Source organism: Duffyella gerundensis (assembly GCF_001517405.1).
GTDB lineage: Bacteria > Pseudomonadota > Gammaproteobacteria > Enterobacterales > Enterobacteriaceae > Duffyella > Duffyella gerundensis.
This window is the reverse complement of sequence record NZ_LN907827.1, coordinates 483,507-499,528: the sequence shown is the minus strand read 5'-3', so window position 1 is coordinate 499,528 and position 16,022 is coordinate 483,507. Positions and strand designations below refer to the sequence as shown.

Genomic DNA, 16,022 nt, shown 5'->3' with positions numbered 1-16,022 from the left:
AAAATTCATCTTTTTCGCTGTTTTAATCACCCACTGCGTAATTAATTTTACTAATACAAAAACGCAGTTTGATTCAAAACGATGCCTGGGTGAAAAACAGATTGTTAGCAGGCAGCGGCGCAGCTAATCAGTGTATTATGCTGTAAAACACGCCAGCACCAGCATGGTGCAGAGATTCCGGCGCTGCACTACAGTGGGACGATTCAGTATGCACTGAATTGAAATAGACCTTCGATTGCCACTAATTTCACCTTAAATACTTTTAAAATCAAAATCATACGCACATAAAGAGCGATAAACAGCTGATTAACGTCGCTATTTGACCTGTGTGCGCTTTCCCGATAAGTTGGAAATCCGCTGGAAGCTTTCTCGACGGATGTTCCATCCGCCATAATTATGCAGTAATTGAGATTCCCTCTGAAGCAAGTCCGCAATACTTGTGACACCGACATAAAAGGCCATCAGGAAAGAGGCGAGTAGCGAAGTGACCATCCCTTCGTCATAACAATCGCGCCTCTTTGCTACGCCTGAGCGCCGTCGGAAATGGGGATCCACAGAGCCTGGGGAGGTTCACTGATATGTTGTACGATAAATCCCTTGAAAAGGATAACTGTGGTTTCGGCCTGATCGCCCACATAGAAGGCGAACCTAGCCATAAGGTGGTGCGTACCGCTATTCACGCACTCGCCCGTATGCAACACCGTGGCGCGATCCTTGCTGACGGCAAGACCGGCGACGGCTGTGGTCTGTTATTACAGAAACCCGATCGCTTTTTCCGCGTGGTGGCCGAAGAGAAAGGCTGGCGCCTGGCAAAAAACTACGCCGTTGGCATGCTGTTCCTCAACCAGGATCCGGAAAAGGCTGAGGCGAGCCGCCGCATTGTGGAGGAAGAAGTTCAGCGTGAAACGCTGTCGGTAGTGGGCTGGCGCGATGTGCCGACCAATCAAGATGTGCTGGGTGAAATCGCCCTCTCCTCTCTGCCACGTATTGAACAACTGTTTATCAATGCTCCGGCCGGCTGGCGCCCGCGCGACATGGAGCGCCGCCTTTATATGGCGCGCCGTCGCAGCGAAAAACGCATCGAAGCGCTGGCTGACAAAGAGTTCTACATCTGTAGCTTCTCTAATCAGGTCAATATTTATAAAGGGCTGTGCATGCCCGCCGACCTGCCGCGTTTTTATCTCGATCTGGCGGATCTGCGTCTGGAATCGGCCATTTGCCTGTTCCACCAGCGCTTTTCTACCAACACCGTTCCGCGCTGGCCGCTGGCGCAGCCGTTCCGCTACATGGCGCACAACGGTGAAATCAATACCATCGCCGGTAACCGCCACTGGGCGCGAGCGCGTGCCTATAAATTCGATACGCCGCTGATTCCCGATCTGCAGAACGCCGCGCCTTTTGTCAACGAGACCGGCTCTGACTCCAGTTCAATGGATAACATGCTGGAACTGTTCCTGAGCGGCGGCATGGATTTGATCCGTGCGATGCGCTTACTGGTGCCGCCAGCCTGGCAAAATAATCCGGATATGGATCCGGAACTGCGCGCCTTTTTTGACTTCAACTCCATGCACATGGAGCCGTGGGATGGCCCGGCGGGCATCGTGATGTCCGATGGCCGCTATGCGGCCTGTAACCTTGATCGTAACGGTCTGCGTCCGGCGCGCTATGTCATCACTAAAGACAAGCTGATTACCTGCGCCTCGGAAGTGGGCATCTGGGATTATCAGCCCGATGAAGTGATCGAGAAAGGCCGCGTTGGCCCTGGCGAACTGATGGTCATCGATACCCGTGCTGGCCGTATTCTGCACTCAGCGGAAACCGACAACGATCTGAAAAGCCGCCACCCTTACAAAGAGTGGATGGAGAAAAACGTCAAACGTCTGGTGCCGTTTGAAGATCTGCCCGACGATCGGGTGGGCAGCCGCGAGCTGGATGACAACCTGCTGGTGACCTTCCAGAAGCAGTTTGGTTACAGTGCCGAAGAGCTGGATTCGATTGTTCGCGTACTCGGCGAAAATGGTCAGGAAGCGGTGGGATCGATGGGCGATGATACGCCATTTGCCGTGCTCTCCAGCCGACCGCGCATAATCTATGACTATTTCCGCCAGCAGTTTGCGCAGGTGACTAACCCGCCCATCGATCCGCTGCGTGAAAATCATGTGATGTCGCTGGCGACCAGCATCGGCCGCGAGATGAACGTATTCTGTGAAGCAGAAGGCCAGGCGCATCGCGTAAGCTTTAAATCGCCAATCCTGCTCTATTCTGACTTCCAGCAGCTCACGACCATGCAAGGCGAATACTATCGCGCTGATACACTGGATTGCACCTTTGATCCGGCGCTGCAGTCGCTTGAGCAGACCATTCACCAACTGTGTGAGCAGGCGGAAAGCATGGTGCGTAACGGTACCGTACTGCTGGTGCTCTCTGACCGCGCGATTTCGGCCACGCGTTTGCCGGTTCCGGCACCGATGATTGTCGGTGCGGTACAGGCTCGGCTGGTGGATAAAAATCTGCGCTGCGACGCCAACATCATTGTCGAAACGGCCAGCGCCCGCGATCCGCACCATTTCGCTGTGCTGCTGGGCTTTGGCGCGACCGCTATTTATCCCTATCTCGCCTATGAATCACTGGCGAAGATGGCCGACAGCGGCGTAATCGAAAAAGATTACCGCAGCCTGATGTTGAACTACCGTAACGGCATCAACAAAGGCCTCTACAAAATCATGTCCAAAATGGGCATTTCGACCATCGCCTCTTATCGCTGCTCGAAGCTGTTTGAAGCGGTGGGTCTGCATGCCGATGTCTCAGGCATCTGCTTTAACGGCGTGGTCAGCCGTATCAGCGGTGCGAACTTCGCTGACTTTGAGCAGGATTTGGTTAACCTGGCGAAACGTGCCTGGCTGGCGCGTAAACCGCTGGATCAGGGTGGATTGCTGAAATACGTTTATGGCGGTGAATACCACGCCTATAACCCGGATGTTGTTGGCACGCTGCAAAAAGCGGTGAACAGCGGCGAGTATGCGGATTATGAACTTTACGCGAAGCTGGTTAACGAACGTCCGGTTGCAGCGTTACGCGATCTGCTGCAGCTGCAATCCTCCGGTGAATCGGTGCACATCGATCAGGTGGAATCCGCCAGCGAGTTGTTCACACGCTTTGATACCGCAGCGATGTCGATCGGTGCGTTGAGTCCTGAAGCCCATGAGTCGTTGGCTGAAGCGATGAACAGCCTCGGCGGTTACTCTAACTCCGGCGAAGGCGGTGAAGATCCGGCACGCTACGGCACCAATAAAGTGTCACGCATCAAGCAGGTGGCTTCTGGCCGTTTTGGCGTTACGCCAGCCTATCTGGTGAATGCCGATGTGATTCAAATTAAAGTTGCTCAGGGTGCAAAACCTGGCGAAGGCGGCCAGCTGCCGGGCGATAAAGTTACGCCGTATATCGCTAAGCTGCGTTATTCCGTGCCTGGCGTTACGCTGATTTCGCCACCGCCGCATCACGATATCTATTCCATCGAAGATCTGGCGCAGCTGATTTTTGACCTTAAGCAGGTCAATCCAAAGGCGATGATTTCGGTGAAGCTGGTTTCTGAACCCGGCGTTGGCACCATTGCCACCGGCGTGGCAAAAGCCTATGCCGATCTGATCACCATTGCTGGCTATGATGGCGGCACCGGTGCCAGCCCGCTAAGTTCAGTGAAGTACGCGGGCTGTCCGTGGGAGCTGGGCCTGGTCGAAACCCAGCAGGCGCTGGTTGCTAACGGCCTGCGTCACAAAATCCGTCTGCAGGTCGATGGCGGTTTAAAAACCGGCCTCGATATCATTAAGGCAGCCATTCTTGGCGCCGAAAGCTTCGGCTTTGGTACCGGTCCGATGGTGGCGCTGGGCTGCAAATATCTGCGTATTTGTCACCTCAACAACTGCGCAACGGGCGTGGCAACGCAGGATGAGAAGCTGCGGAAAAACCATTACCACGGCCTGCCTTATCGCGTGACGAACTATTTTGAGTTTATTGCGCGTGAAACTCGCGAGCTGATGGCGGAACTGGGCGTGAAGCGCCTGGTTGATCTGATTGGTCGCACCGATCTGTTGAAAGAGCTGGATGGTTTTACCGCTAAACAGCAGAACCTCGATCTGTCGGCGCTGCTGAAGACCGCGGAGCCAATGCCGGGCAAAGCAGTATATTGCACCGAAAGCAGTAACCCGCCTTTTGATAATGGTGTGCTAAACAAAGCGTTGCACGATCAGGCGCTGCCGTATGTTGAAGCGAAGCAGAGCAAAACGTTTTACTTTGATATTCGCAACACCGACCGTTCGGTAGGCGCGACATTGTCCGGTGCGATTGCCGCATTGCATGGCGATCAGGGCCTGGCTGCCGATCCGATCAAGGCACATTTTTCTGGCACGGCCGGCCAGAGCTTCGGCGTCTGGAATGCGGGCGGCGTAGAGTTGACGCTTACCGGTGATGCCAATGACTATGTCGGTAAAGGTATGGCGGGCGGCATGTTAGCCATTCGCCCACCGGTTGGCTCAGCTTTCCGTAGCCATGAAGCGACTATCGCGGGCAACACCTGCCTGTATGGCGCAACTGGCGGCAAGTTGTTTGCTGCAGGGCGTGCCGGTGAGCGCTTCGCCGTACGTAACTCTGGCGCCATTACCGTGGTGGAAGGCATTGGCGATAACGGTTGTGAATACATGACCGGCGGCATTGTCTGCGTGCTGGGTCGCACCGGCGTTAACTTTGGCGCAGGTATGACCGGTGGTTTTGCCTATGTGCTGGATGAAGATGGCGAATTCCGCAAGCGCGTAAACGCCGAGCTGGTGGAAGTGCTGAGCGTGGATGATCTGGCGATTCATGAAGAGCATCTGCGCGGCCTGATTACCGAGCACGTCCAGCAGACCGGATCTTCACGCGGTGAAGAGATCCTCGCCAACTGGCATGCATGGTCAGCGAAGTTTGCTCTGGTTAAACCGAAGTCCAGTGATGTTAAAGCATTGTTGGGTCACCGTAGTCGTTCCGCAGCAGAGCTGCGGGTGCAAGCGCAGTAAGAGGTTGAGATGAGTCAAAACGTTTATCAATTTATCGACTTGCAGCGCGTTGATCCGCCGAAAAAACCGCTGAAAATCCGTAAGATTGAGTTCGTAGAAATCTACGAACCCTTTTCAGAAAGTCAGGCCAAGGCGCAGGCAGATCGTTGCCTGTCCTGTGGCAACCCTTATTGCGAATGGAAGTGTCCGGTACACAACTACATTCCTAACTGGCTGAAACTGGCCAATGAAGGCCGCATTATTGAGGCCGCTGAGCTGTCGCATCAAACCAACAGCCTGCCAGAAGTGTGTGGCCGCGTCTGTCCGCAGGATCGTCTGTGCGAAGGATCCTGCACGCTAAACGATGAGTTTGGCGCCGTGACCATCGGTAACATCGAGCGCTATATCAATGATAAAGCGCTGGAAATGGGCTGGAAGCCCGATCTGTCTCACGTGAAACCTACCGGCAAACGGGTGGCGGTCATCGGTGCCGGTCCGGCCGGACTGGCGTGCGCCGACGTCTTAACGCGTAATGGCGTGAAAGCGGTGGTTTACGATCGTCATCCTGAAATCGGTGGTCTGCTGACCTTCGGCATCCCGGCCTTTAAGCTGGAAAAAGAGGTGATGATTAAACGCCGCGATCTCTTCACCGGCATGGGTATTGAGTTTCAGCTCAACACTGAAGTTGGCCGTGATGTGCAGATGAGCGACCTGATCAATGACTTCGATGCGGTATTCCTCGGCGTCGGCACCTATCAGTCGATGCGCGGTGGTCTGGAAAACGAAGATGCGCCGGGCGTTTACGATGCGCTGCCGTTCCTGATTGCTAACACGATGCACACCATGGGCTTCGCTGAAAAAACCGAGCAGCCTTACACCAGCATGGAAGGCAAGCGCGTGGTGGTACTGGGCGGTGGCGATACTGCGATGGACTGCGTGCGTACGTCAATCCGTCAAGGCGCAACGCACGTAACCTGTGCCTATCGTCGTGATGAAGAGAACATGCCGGGTTCACGTCGCGAAGTGAAGAATGCGCGGGAAGAAGGCGTGGAATTCCAGTTTAACCTGCAACCGCTGGGTGTGGAAATCAATGCCAACGGTCGGGTAAGTGGCGTGAAGGTTGCGCGTACCGAAATGGGCCAGCCGGATGAGCATGGCCGTCGTCGTGCAGAAATCGTGCCGGGCTCTGAGCATCTGCTGCCTGCGGATGCGGTGGTGATGGCGTTTGGTTTCCGTCCACACAAAATGAACTGGCTGGCCGACTTCAGCGTCGAGCTTGACGGTCAGGGACGTATCATCGCACCGGAAGGGCCTGAAAAAGCGTTCCAGACCAGTAACCCTAAAATCTTTGCTGGCGGCGATGCAGTGCGCGGCTCTGATCTGGTGGTGACCGCCATTGCTGAAGGCCGTAAAGCGGCAGAAGGTATTATGGATTATCTGGAAGTGTAATATGTTCACGGGCGGCGAGTGCGTCGCCCAAATCTGCGGATAAAGGCCATAAAAAAACGGACCCTAAGGTCCGTTTTTTATTTCACGACACGCAGTGCCGGTCGTCCACCACCGCGCGGCGGCGGCGGCTCGTCATCAGAATGATCGTCTTCGTTACTGCCCGCATCGTCAGGCTTATCGCCATCAATCACAGACATTACGGTTTCATCCTGAGCCGTATCATGATCCAGCTCATCAGCGCCTTCGTAAGCCGGTTCCGGTTCAAACATCGTTCCGGCTCCGTTTTCACGCGCATAAATTGCCATCACGGCCGCCAACGGTACGGTCACCTGACGCGGCACGCCGCCGAAGCGCGCGTTAAAACGCACATCGTCGTTGCCCAACTCAAGGTTGCCGACGGCGCGTGGCGCGATATTCAATACGATTTGACCATCGCGCGCATATTCCAGCGGCACCAGCACGCCTGGCAGATTGATATCCACGACCAGATGTGGCGTCAGCTGGTTATCCAGCAGCCATTCATAGAATGCACGCAGCAAATAGGGACGACGAGCGGTAAGTTGCGTCATATCCATAGCATTAGCCTCGGGCTTGCAGGCGCATTTCACGTTCAGCTTCAGTCAGAGAAGCGAGGAAAGAATCACGTTCAAACACACGATTCATATAGCCTTTCAGATCTTTCGAGCCGGTACCGACTAGCTCAATGCCCATTTGCGGCAAACGCCACAGCAGCGGTGCAAGGTAGCAGTCAACCAGGCTGAACTCTTCGCTCATGAAGTATGGCGTGCGTGCAAACAGTGGCGCGATAGCCAACAGCTCTTCACGCAGTTGCTTACGCGCGCCTTCTGCTTCCTGCGCCGAACCGTTAACGACAAGGCGCATCAGGCTATACCAGTCTTGCTCGATGCGATGCATCATCAGACGGCTCTCGCCACGCGCAACCGGATAAACCGGCATCAACGGTGGATGCGGAAAACGCTCATCAAGGTATTCCATGATGATGCGTGATTCATACAGGGTCAGCTCACGATCTACCAGCGTTGGCACGGTGCGATACGGATTGAGGTCAATCAGATCCTGCGGCAGATTATCCGTTTCAACCTGCTCGATCTCTACGCTGACACCTTTCTCAGCCAGTACGATACGTACCTGATGGCTGAAAATGTCAGTCGGACCAGAAAACAGCGTCATTACCGAACGTTTGTTGGCAGCGACAGCCATGAAAACCTCCAAGTTTATCCAGAAAAGTACTGCGAGTAGCCAGCCATAAGGCAGGTAACCTGCTTGACATCACCGCACGCAGCCGGGTTGCTGCTGTCCCCTATCCTGACAGGACGTTTGTATTCAGCAGACGGGCTAAGCGGGCGCAAAGTGACAGAGAGTTTACCAGATTTTAAGTACGTTGTGGGCGCGGCACGCAATATTTGCGCGGCAGGCCACACACAGTGCCTTTAGATTCAGCAGGTTAGCGTTTTTGCTGCGTGCATAAAAAAACCCGCCGAAGCGGGTTTTTCGTAACAATCCTCTGCCGAAGCAGGAATTATTAACGCTTGGAGAACTGAGGACGACGACGTGCTTTACGCAGGCCGACTTTCTTACGTTCAACCTGACGAGCATCACGAGTAACGAAGCCTGCTTTACGCAGTTCGCCACGCAGAGATTCGTCATATTCCATCAGAGCACGAGTGATGCCGTGACGGATTGCGCCTGCCTGACCAGAAATACCACCACCTTTAACAGTGATGTACAGGTCAAATTTACCAACCATATCAACCAGTTCCAGCGGCTGACGTACTACCATGCGCGCAGTTTCGCGGCCGAAGTACTGTTCCAGTGTACGCTGGTTGATTACGATGTTACCACTGCCCGGCTTGATAAAGACGCGAGCGGCAGAGCTTTTGCGGCGACCAGTGCCGTAGTTTTGAGTTTCAGCCATTGCCTGTAATCCCGATTAAATGTCAAGAACTTGCGGTTGCTGTGCCGCATGGTTGTGCTCGTTGCCCGCGTAAACTTTCAGTTTACGGTACATAGCACGGCCCAGCGGGCCCTTTGGCAGCATGCCTTTAACCGCGATTTCAATCACACGCTCAGGACGGCGGGCAATCATCTCTTCGAAGGTCGCCTGCTTGATACCACCGATGTGGCCGGTGTGATGATAATAGATCTTATCGCTACGCTTGTTACCGGTTACGGCAACTTTCTCAGCGTTAAGAACGATAATGTAATCACCAGTATCGACGTGCGGAGTATATTCCGCTTTATGCTTGCCACGCAGACGGCTCGCCAGTTCAGTCGCCAAACGACCTAAAGTTTTGCCTGTTGCGTCAACAACATACCAGTCACGTTGGACGGTTTCTGGCTTAGCTGTAAAAGTTTTCATCTAAAAGCTTACCCAAATTAAGTTACACGTTGGTGAAATCCCAAACGCTTGAATAAACGGTTGAGGCTCACACGACCATCTTGACCAGCAAGCCCACCCCTTCGGATAGAGTTACCGGAGCACATCGAGTTTTGGGAAAAAAACTGATGTCGTAACGTGGGGTCGCAAGATTATAGGGAAGTCGGTGCTAAAGATCGAACCTTTTCTGCGTTTAATTTATACCTTTCTGCCGCGGCATTTCAGGGCAGATGCGGCAGGCGCAAATACTCTTCGCTTTGCATCTCCTGAAGACGCGATACGCAACGCTGATACTCAAATTTCAGCCGCGTACCCTGATAGATTTCAAACAGCGAGCTTTCCGCGGCGACGACCAGTTTTACGTGGCGTTCATAGAATTCATCCACCAGCGCCAGAAAGCGGCGCGCCTGATCTTCGGTTTTATAAATCATCACCGGCACATCAAACAGCAGCACGCTGTGAAAACGCCGCGACAGCTCAATGTAATCATGCTGGCTGCGCCCTTCCCCGCAAAGCGTGACAAAATCGATCGCCAGCACGCCCTCACGAACCCCTTTGGTCGGCATCGCGCGATGATTGATCTCCAGCACTGGCGCTTCTTCCCGTCCGCCGCCGGAAAGCGCTTTAAACATTCGATCCATCTCTTTTGCGCTCGCCTCGTTCAGTGGCGCATTCCATAAATGCGCCGAGGTCAGCGTACGCAGGCGATAATCGATGCCGGCATCAACGTTCATGATGTCGCAGTGCTGCTTGATCTGTTCAATGGCTGGCAGAAAACGCGCGCGCTGCAGGCCGTTGCGGTAGAGATCGTCTGGCGGAATGTTCGAGGTGGCAACCAGCGTGATGCCGCGTGCAAACAGCGCTTCCATGAGCGTTCCCAGCAGCATGGCATCGGTGATATCAGAGACAAAGAACTCATCAAAGCACAGCACGTCGGTTTCCGCCTTAAAGCGATCGGCGATGACATTTAGCGGATCGCTCTGGCCCTGCAGCTGCGTCAGTTCCTGATGCACGCGCAGCATAAAGCGATGGAAGTGCAAACGCAGCTTACGGTCGCCAGGAATTGACTGAAAAAAGAGATCCATAATCCAGGTTTTACCGCGACCCACGCCGCCCCACATATAGAGGCCACGCACGGGCGTTTGCGCCGCGCTTTTCTCTTTGCCAATCAACTTATTTAGCCGACCAAACAGCCCTTTTGCAGGCGCAGCATCGGCAGGTTTTAAAGCGACTAACGCCTGTTGAATCGCGTCCAGACGGCTAATCGCCTCACGTTGAACCTCATCAGGTTTGAATTCATTACTGGCCAACGCCTGTTCGTAAAGCGCTAAAGGTGACGGGCTATGCATGATGCTCTCTGCTTCCATGAAAAATGGGTCAACGCCAGGTTGATCGTCGAAAAAAAGGCCGTTCTACACTAAGCGATACCGCGGCAGGATTCCACATCGGTAAGATTACCGGTTATAGTGACACTGTGGTATGCCCTACGGACAACGAAGACAATATGGGAGTCATTATGACCTGGGAATATGGGCTGATTGGTTTAGTGATTGGCATTATTATCGGCGCGGTTGCTATGCGCTTCGGCAACAAGAAGCTGCGCGAGCAGCGTAGTTTGCAGTATGAGCTGGAAAAATCTAAATCGGAATTAGCAGATTACCGTGAAGAACTGACCAATCATTTCGCCCACAGCGCTGAGCTGCTGGATAATATGGCGCGTGATTATCGTCAGCTTTACCAGCACATGGCAAAAGGTTCGAACGATTTACTGCCTAATTTACCGGGTGAGAAAAATCCCTTTGCGTATCAACTGACCGAAGCGGAAGCGGATAACGATCAGGCGCCGGTGCAGATGCCGCGCGATTATTCTGAGAGCGCGTCAGGCTTGCTGCGCAGCGAACGTTCACCTCGCGATTAAGCAGATTTTCAGGGCGCCTTCAGCGCCCTTTTGCATACCGGATACCACAGTGTTTGCCAATGTAAGGCGAACCTTCGTTATATTCCACCTTACGCAGCGAGAGCGTTGTCACGATGAAAAAGAAATCACTTTTGTTTAGCGCATTAGCATTGAGCATCGGCATCAATCTCGGTGCGATGCCGTCAGCCATGGCGACATTACCGGCGCAGATTCAGGGTCAGGCGCTGCCGAGCCTGGCACCGATGCTGGAGAAAGTCCTGCCTGCGGTGGTCAGCGTGCATGTTGAAGGCACCGCCACGGAAGACCGCCAGGAGATTCCTGAACCGCTGAAGCGTTTCTTTGGCCAGCAGCCGGGCGATAATCAGCCGCAGCCTTTTGAAGGCTTAGGTTCCGGCGTGATCATTGATGCGGCTAAAGGTTATGTGTTGACCAATAATCACGTGGTCAACGGCGCAGACAAAATCAGCGTTCAGCTCAGCGACGGCAATGAATATGATGCCAAACTGATCGGTCATGATGAGCAGACCGATATCGCGCTGATCCAGATTCAGGGCGCTAAAAACCTGACGCAAATTAAAGTGGCTGATTCCGATGCGCTTAAAGTTGGCGACTTCGCCGTGGCTATCGGCAACCCGTTCGGCCTGGGCCAGACGGCAACCTCGGGCATTATCTCTGCGCTGGGCCGCAGCGGGTTGAACCTCGAAGGGCTGGAAAACTTTATCCAGACCGATGCGGCGATCAACCGGGGTAATTCCGGTGGCGCGCTCATCAATCTTAATGGCGAACTGATTGGTATTAACACCGCCATTCTCGCCTCCAGCGGCGGCAACATCGGCATTGGCTTCGCCATTCCGGGCAACATGGCGGTTGAACTGGCGAAGCAGCTGATTGAGTTTGGCGAGGTTAAACGCGGTCAGTTGGGCATCAAAGGCACCGAACTAACGCCAGACATCGCCAAAGCATTTAACGTCGATGCGCAGCGCGGAGCTTTTGTCTCAGAAGTGCTGCCGCAGTCAGCGGCGGCAAAGGCGGGCATCAAAGCAGGCGATATCATTACCTCGCTGGATGGCAAAAACATCACCAGCTTTGCTGAGCTACGCGTGAAGATTGGCACCACCGCGCCGGGCAAACAGGTAAAAGTCGGCCTGGTACGTGAAGGCAAGCCGCAGAGCGTCACGGTGACGCTGGAACAGAGCGCGCAATCTACCGCCAGCGCGCAGCTGATGTCGCCAGCGTTGCAGGGTGCAACCTTAAGCGATGGCCAGACCAAAACCGGTGACAAAGGTGTGAACGTTGATGCCGTCGACAAAGGCACGCCGGCTGAACAGATCGGTTTGCAGAAAGGTGACGTTATCGTCGGCGTTAATCGCAGCCGCGTGCAGAATCTGGCAGAGATGCGTAAATTCCTCGATGCCAAACCGGCGGTCATGGCGCTTCACGTCGTACGTGGCGAAGACACCATTTATTTACTGTTGCGATAAGTCTCAGGAAGCGGACACAACAAGGTGTGTGTCCGCTTAACTCATGTTATTCTGCCTTCCGTTCATTCCTGGCTTAAATTACACCATGTTTATCAAACTATTGCGCTCAGTGATCCTTGGCCTGATTGTCGCAGGCATTTTGCTGCTGGCTCTGCCTGCCCTGCGCCTCGGCGGCACCCTCGTGCCCGCGAGTGAAGATAGCGCTGACGAAACGCCGCTAAGCTTTAACCAGGGTGTACGCCGTGCCGTGCCAGCGGTGGTGAACGTCTACAACCGCAGTGCCGGCAATGGCGGCAGCGCACGCGCCACCACGGTGCTCGGCTCTGGCGTAATCATGAACGCCAAAGGCTATATCCTGACCAATAAACATGTCATCAATGATGCCGATCAGATCATCGTGGCCCTGCAGGATGGCCGCTTTTTTGAAGCGATGCTGGTGGGTTCTGACAGCCTGACCGATTTAGCCGTGCTGAAAGTGACCGCATCGACCCTGCCGGTCATCCCCATCAATACGCAGCGTGTCTCGCATGTTGGCGATATCGTGATGGCGATTGGTAACCCCTACAATCTGGGACAAACGGTGACGCAGGGGATTATCAGCGCTACCGGCCGCGTTGGACTCAGCCCATCCGGGCGCCAAAATTTCATCCAGACCGATGCTTCCATCAATCACGGCAACTCTGGCGGTGCACTGGTCAATTCACTGGGCGAAATGGTGGGCATTAATACGCTCTCTTTCGACAAGAGCAACGACGGTGAAACACCCGAAGGTATAGGCTTTGCCATTCCCACGCAGTTAGCCACCAAAATTATGGATAAGCTGATTCGCGACGGTCGGGTCATTCGCGGCTATATCGGCATTACCGGCCGTGAGGCGCCACAGCTGCACGGCCAGGGCAGTAATATCGATCGTATTCAGGGCATTATTGTCAGTGAGGTTGCGCCGAATGGCCCCGCCGCGAAAGCCGGCATTCAGGTCAACGATGTGCTGGTTAACGTTAACGGCAAACCGGCGATTTCTGCGCAGGAAACCATGGACCAGGTTGCCGAGATTCGCCCCGGTTCTGTGATCAACGTCGACGTGATCCGCAACGAACAAAAACTGACGCTGCCGGTGACTATCCTCGAATATCCCACGCAAAATTAGCCATCAGCCATAAAAAAAGGAGCCCTGCGGCTCCTTTTTATTTCGGGCTAGCGCTTACTTAACAAACTCTTCGCCCTGCTGAATATCTTTTTTCAGCGTATCCAGCATGCCATCCAGCGCCTGCTGTTCAGCACTGCTCAGCGTGCCAATGGGCTTGCGCTCAACGATACCATTTTTGCCCAGCAACAGCGGCTGTGAAAAGAAGCGCGCGTGTTCGCCATCGCCTTCGACATAGGCGTATTCCACCACGTTGCTTTCACCCTGCAGTGCACGTACCAGCGCGAGACCGAAACGTGCCGCGGCCTGGCCCATCGACAGCGTGGCCGATCCGCCACCCGCCTTGGCTTCCACCACTTCGGTACCGGCATTTTGAATGCGTTTGGTCAGTTCAGCCACTTCCTGCTCGCTGAAGCTGACGCCTTCTACCTGTGACAGCAGCGGCAGAATGGTTACACCAGAGTGACCGCCGATCACCGGCACGTTAACCTGCTCTGGCTGCTTGCCCTTCAGTTCGGCAACGAAGGTGTTGGCGCGAATAATATCCAGCGTGGTGATGCCAAACAGACGGTTTTTGTCATACACACCCGCTTTTTTCAGTACTTCAGCGGCGATCGCCACCGTAGTATTGACCGGGTTAGTGATGATGCCGATCAGCGCTTTCGGTGCCGTGGCCGCAACCTGCTCAATCAGGTTACGCACAATGCCAGCGTTGACGTTAAACAGATCGGAACGGTCCATGCCTGGCTTGCGTGCCACACCGGCGGAAATCAATACCACATCCGCACCTTGCAGCGCTGGCGTTGCATCTTCACCACTGAAACCGGTAATTTTTACCGCCGTTGGGATATGGCTCAAGTCAACCGCCACACCCGGTGTCACCGGCGCGATGTCATAGAGAGTGAGTTCTGAACCCGCGGGTAACTGGGTTTTAAGCAGGAGCGCGAGCGCCTGTCCAATGCCGCCTGCTGCGCCGAGAACTGCAACTTTCATCCTAAACTCCTTATAATGGTGAGGCGGAAAAGTGCGAAGAATCCCTTTTCACAGGACCCCCGTCAACCTGAACGCCAGTGGCGAGTGCGACAGGTAGCTTTTGTCTGTTGTCGCACTCATTCAGACAATCGGTATTTATCTGTCTTGATTGTGAGCCGGTGTGAATGCCATGCCGTCCCACTGAATGAACATCAGCAATTTTATAACAATTTGTTCACTTTTTCCTCTGACCCAGCGCACAGTTAACGCACTTGATTCATAAAACATTTTTGTTAAGATGCGCCGCCTGAATAATTTCCTCGTAATACCCAGCAGACTGTTTGCATAAAAATTCATTTATATGCATAATAATACAGTAACCACCCCGTGAACTGGCCCATTTCACTCTTAATTTCGGTAAAATATGCGTAATCCATCCAAGCAGGAAGATCTGGTCAAGGCCTTTAAAGCCTTATTAAAAGAAGAGAAATTTAGCTCTCAAGGCGAGATCGTATTAGCGCTGCAGGAAGAGGGCTTCGAAAATATCAATCAATCCAAAGTGTCGCGCATGCTGACCAAGTTCGGTGCCGTACGCACGCGCAATGCGAAAATGGAGATGGTTTACTGCCTGCCCGCTGAGCTGGGCGTGCCCACCACCACCAGTCCGCTGAAAAATCTGGTGCTGGATATCGACTACAACGATGCACTGGTCGTGATTCATACCAGTCCTGGTGCAGCGCAGCTGATTGCCCGCCTGCTGGACTCACTGGGTAAAGCGGAAGGCATTTTGGGCACCATCGCCGGAGATGACACCATCTTTATCACGCCAGCACGCAGCTTTACCGTGAAACAGCTGTATGACGCAATCCTGATGCTGTTTGAACAGGAACTGTAATTGCTCTGCCGACAGCCAGGCTGTCGGCGCCCTTTTCGCATCTGCCTCTTTCTTTACCTCCATTTCACCACTACCTCGCTAATACGCTGCTTCACGGGCTGAAAAGCAGTGTAATATTCCATGATCTGTCTCAACGCAGGTCGATATATGGCAGCAGAGAGCACAAATAGCGCATTCTCACTATCCTTATGATTTTTGAAGGATTGATGAGCAGCAGTGCGAAATATAAGCATTTTTTATAACCTGTAGTTATTAAAAAGCTACAACTGCCTAAAGTATCCCACCAAAATATTATTAGCCGAATAATGATTTCCTGCGTTATTAGATATACACTTATTTTCGTGATGAGAATCACAGTAAGCAATCTAATAAAAAACATTAACGAGGAATCTCACATGAACGTTAAAACCACTCTTGCTGCACTAAGCGTACTTTCTGCGCTCTCTTTCGGCGCCAGCGCAGCCGACTTGGTCACCAACGAGCAGGCACAAAACCTGCAGTCAGCGGGCACCGTGAGCGTTAGCGGTCTCGACAGTTCGCCAATGACTATTCGTCAGGCGCTGTCCGATAAAGCCGATGCGCAGGGCGCCAGCAAATATCGCATTATTGAGGCGTATAACAACGGCAACTACCACGCTACCGCTGAACTCTATAAGTAACAGCGCGCGGTAGTTTTTTGAACGACATCACTATCTCTGACGACCTGACCTACTCTGTTTAGCCTGCAGGTTGTTGACC

General features: G+C 53.6%; 13 protein-coding genes. 7 read left to right on the top strand and 6 right to left on the bottom strand.

Annotated features, from left to right (window positions below; all coding sequences use genetic code 11):
- The first annotated feature begins 578 nt into the window (after nucleotides 1–578).
- Entirely contained in the window at nucleotides 579–5,048 is a 4,470-nt protein-coding gene (gene gltB / locus EM595_RS02280; RefSeq protein ID WP_067427479.1) for a glutamate synthase large subunit, read from the top strand.
- Nucleotides 5,049–5,057: 9 nt separating this feature from the next.
- Nucleotides 5,058–6,476 carry a glutamate synthase small subunit gene (locus tag EM595_RS02275; RefSeq protein ID WP_067427477.1) on the top strand — a complete coding sequence of 473 codons (1,419 nt, stop codon included), beginning with the start codon at nucleotides 5,058–5,060 and terminating at the stop codon, nucleotides 6,474–6,476.
- A 77-nt stretch (nucleotides 6,477–6,553) separates the two neighbouring features.
- Here EM595_RS02275 and sspB read toward each other — a convergent pair whose 3' ends face one another.
- From sspB to zapE, 5 genes are all read right to left on the bottom strand, one after another.
- Complete coding sequence (gene sspB, locus EM595_RS02270; protein WP_067427475.1) at nucleotides 6,554–7,051, bottom strand: ClpXP protease specificity-enhancing factor; 498 nt, start codon at nucleotides 7,049–7,051, stop codon at nucleotides 6,554–6,556.
- 4 nt (nucleotides 7,052–7,055) lie between these two features.
- Nucleotides 7,056–7,697, bottom strand: a complete 642-nt coding sequence (gene sspA, locus EM595_RS02265) for a stringent starvation protein SspA (RefSeq protein WP_067435083.1) — start codon at nucleotides 7,695–7,697, stop codon at nucleotides 7,056–7,058.
- Nucleotides 7,698–8,019: 322 nt separating this feature from the next.
- Nucleotides 8,020–8,412 carry a 30S ribosomal protein S9 gene (rpsI, locus tag EM595_RS02260; protein WP_067427473.1) on the bottom strand — a complete coding sequence of 131 codons (393 nt, stop codon included), beginning with the start codon at nucleotides 8,410–8,412 and terminating at the stop codon, nucleotides 8,020–8,022.
- Nucleotides 8,413–8,427: 15 nt separating this feature from the next.
- Nucleotides 8,428–8,856 (bottom strand): 50S ribosomal protein L13, encoded by a 429-nt coding sequence (gene rplM, locus EM595_RS02255; protein WP_067427471.1) that lies wholly within the window; start codon nucleotides 8,854–8,856, stop codon nucleotides 8,428–8,430.
- 239 nt (nucleotides 8,857–9,095) lie between these two features.
- Nucleotides 9,096–10,223, bottom strand: coding sequence for a cell division protein ZapE (zapE, locus tag EM595_RS02250; protein ID WP_067427469.1), 1,128 nt, complete (start codon nucleotides 10,221–10,223; stop codon nucleotides 9,096–9,098).
- A gap of 167 nt (nucleotides 10,224–10,390) precedes the next feature.
- Here zapE and zapG point away from each other — a divergent pair, with 167 nt between their 5' ends.
- The 3 genes from zapG (at nucleotide 10,391) to degS (ending at nucleotide 13,420) form a co-directional block, all read left to right on the top strand.
- Nucleotides 10,391–10,792 (top strand): Z-ring associated protein ZapG, encoded by a 402-nt coding sequence (gene zapG, locus EM595_RS02245; protein WP_067427467.1) that lies wholly within the window; start codon nucleotides 10,391–10,393, stop codon nucleotides 10,790–10,792.
- 113 nt (nucleotides 10,793–10,905) lie between these two features.
- Entirely contained in the window at nucleotides 10,906–12,273 is a 1,368-nt protein-coding gene (gene degQ, locus EM595_RS02240) for a serine endoprotease DegQ (protein ID WP_067427465.1), read from the top strand.
- A gap of 85 nt (nucleotides 12,274–12,358) precedes the next feature.
- Nucleotides 12,359–13,420 (top strand): outer membrane-stress sensor serine endopeptidase DegS, encoded by a 1,062-nt coding sequence (gene degS / locus EM595_RS02235; RefSeq protein ID WP_067435080.1) that lies wholly within the window; start codon nucleotides 12,359–12,361, stop codon nucleotides 13,418–13,420.
- Between the two features lie 54 nt (nucleotides 13,421–13,474).
- On the opposite strand, the gene mdh is transcribed toward degS, so the two are convergent.
- Nucleotides 13,475–14,410, bottom strand: coding sequence for a malate dehydrogenase (gene mdh, locus EM595_RS02230; RefSeq protein ID WP_067427463.1), 936 nt, complete (start codon nucleotides 14,408–14,410; stop codon nucleotides 13,475–13,477).
- Between the two features lie 403 nt (nucleotides 14,411–14,813).
- Between mdh and argR the strand changes: the two genes are divergently transcribed.
- Complete coding sequence (argR, locus tag EM595_RS02225; RefSeq protein WP_067427461.1) at nucleotides 14,814–15,284, top strand: transcriptional regulator ArgR; 471 nt, start codon at nucleotides 14,814–14,816, stop codon at nucleotides 15,282–15,284.
- A 395-nt stretch (nucleotides 15,285–15,679) separates the two neighbouring features.
- On the top strand, nucleotides 15,680–15,943 hold the full coding sequence (gene yhcN, locus EM595_RS02215) for a peroxide/acid stress response protein YhcN (RefSeq protein ID WP_067427457.1): 264 nt from the start codon (nucleotides 15,680–15,682) through the stop codon (nucleotides 15,941–15,943).
- The last annotated feature ends 79 nt before the right edge of the window (nucleotides 15,944–16,022 follow it).

Excerpts from the sequence above, each read along its gene's own strand:
- gltB (WP_067427479.1), top strand. The coding sequence starts at position 579 with ATGTTGTACGATAAATCCCTTGAAAAGGATAACTGTGGTTTCGGCCTG.
- EM595_RS02275 (WP_067427477.1), top strand. The coding sequence starts at position 5,058 with ATGAGTCAAAACGTTTATCAATTTATCGACTTGCAGCGCGTTGATCCG.
- sspB (WP_067427475.1), bottom strand. The coding sequence starts at position 7,051 with ATGGATATGACGCAACTTACCGCTCGTCGTCCCTATTTGCTGCGTGCA.
- sspA (WP_067435083.1), bottom strand. The coding sequence starts at position 7,697 with ATGGCTGTCGCTGCCAACAAACGTTCGGTAATGACGCTGTTTTCTGGT.
- rpsI (WP_067427473.1), bottom strand. The coding sequence starts at position 8,412 with ATGGCTGAAACTCAAAACTACGGCACTGGTCGCCGCAAAAGCTCTGCC.
- rplM (WP_067427471.1), bottom strand. The coding sequence starts at position 8,856 with ATGAAAACTTTTACAGCTAAGCCAGAAACCGTCCAACGTGACTGGTAT.
- zapE (WP_067427469.1), bottom strand. The coding sequence starts at position 10,223 with ATGCATAGCCCGTCACCTTTAGCGCTTTACGAACAGGCGTTGGCCAGT.
- zapG (WP_067427467.1), top strand. The coding sequence starts at position 10,391 with ATGACCTGGGAATATGGGCTGATTGGTTTAGTGATTGGCATTATTATC.
- degQ (WP_067427465.1), top strand. The coding sequence starts at position 10,906 with ATGAAAAAGAAATCACTTTTGTTTAGCGCATTAGCATTGAGCATCGGC.
- degS (WP_067435080.1), top strand. The coding sequence starts at position 12,359 with ATGTTTATCAAACTATTGCGCTCAGTGATCCTTGGCCTGATTGTCGCA.
- mdh (WP_067427463.1), bottom strand. The coding sequence starts at position 14,410 with ATGAAAGTTGCAGTTCTCGGCGCAGCAGGCGGCATTGGACAGGCGCTC.
- argR (WP_067427461.1), top strand. The coding sequence starts at position 14,814 with ATGCGTAATCCATCCAAGCAGGAAGATCTGGTCAAGGCCTTTAAAGCC.
- yhcN (WP_067427457.1), top strand. The coding sequence starts at position 15,680 with ATGAACGTTAAAACCACTCTTGCTGCACTAAGCGTACTTTCTGCGCTC.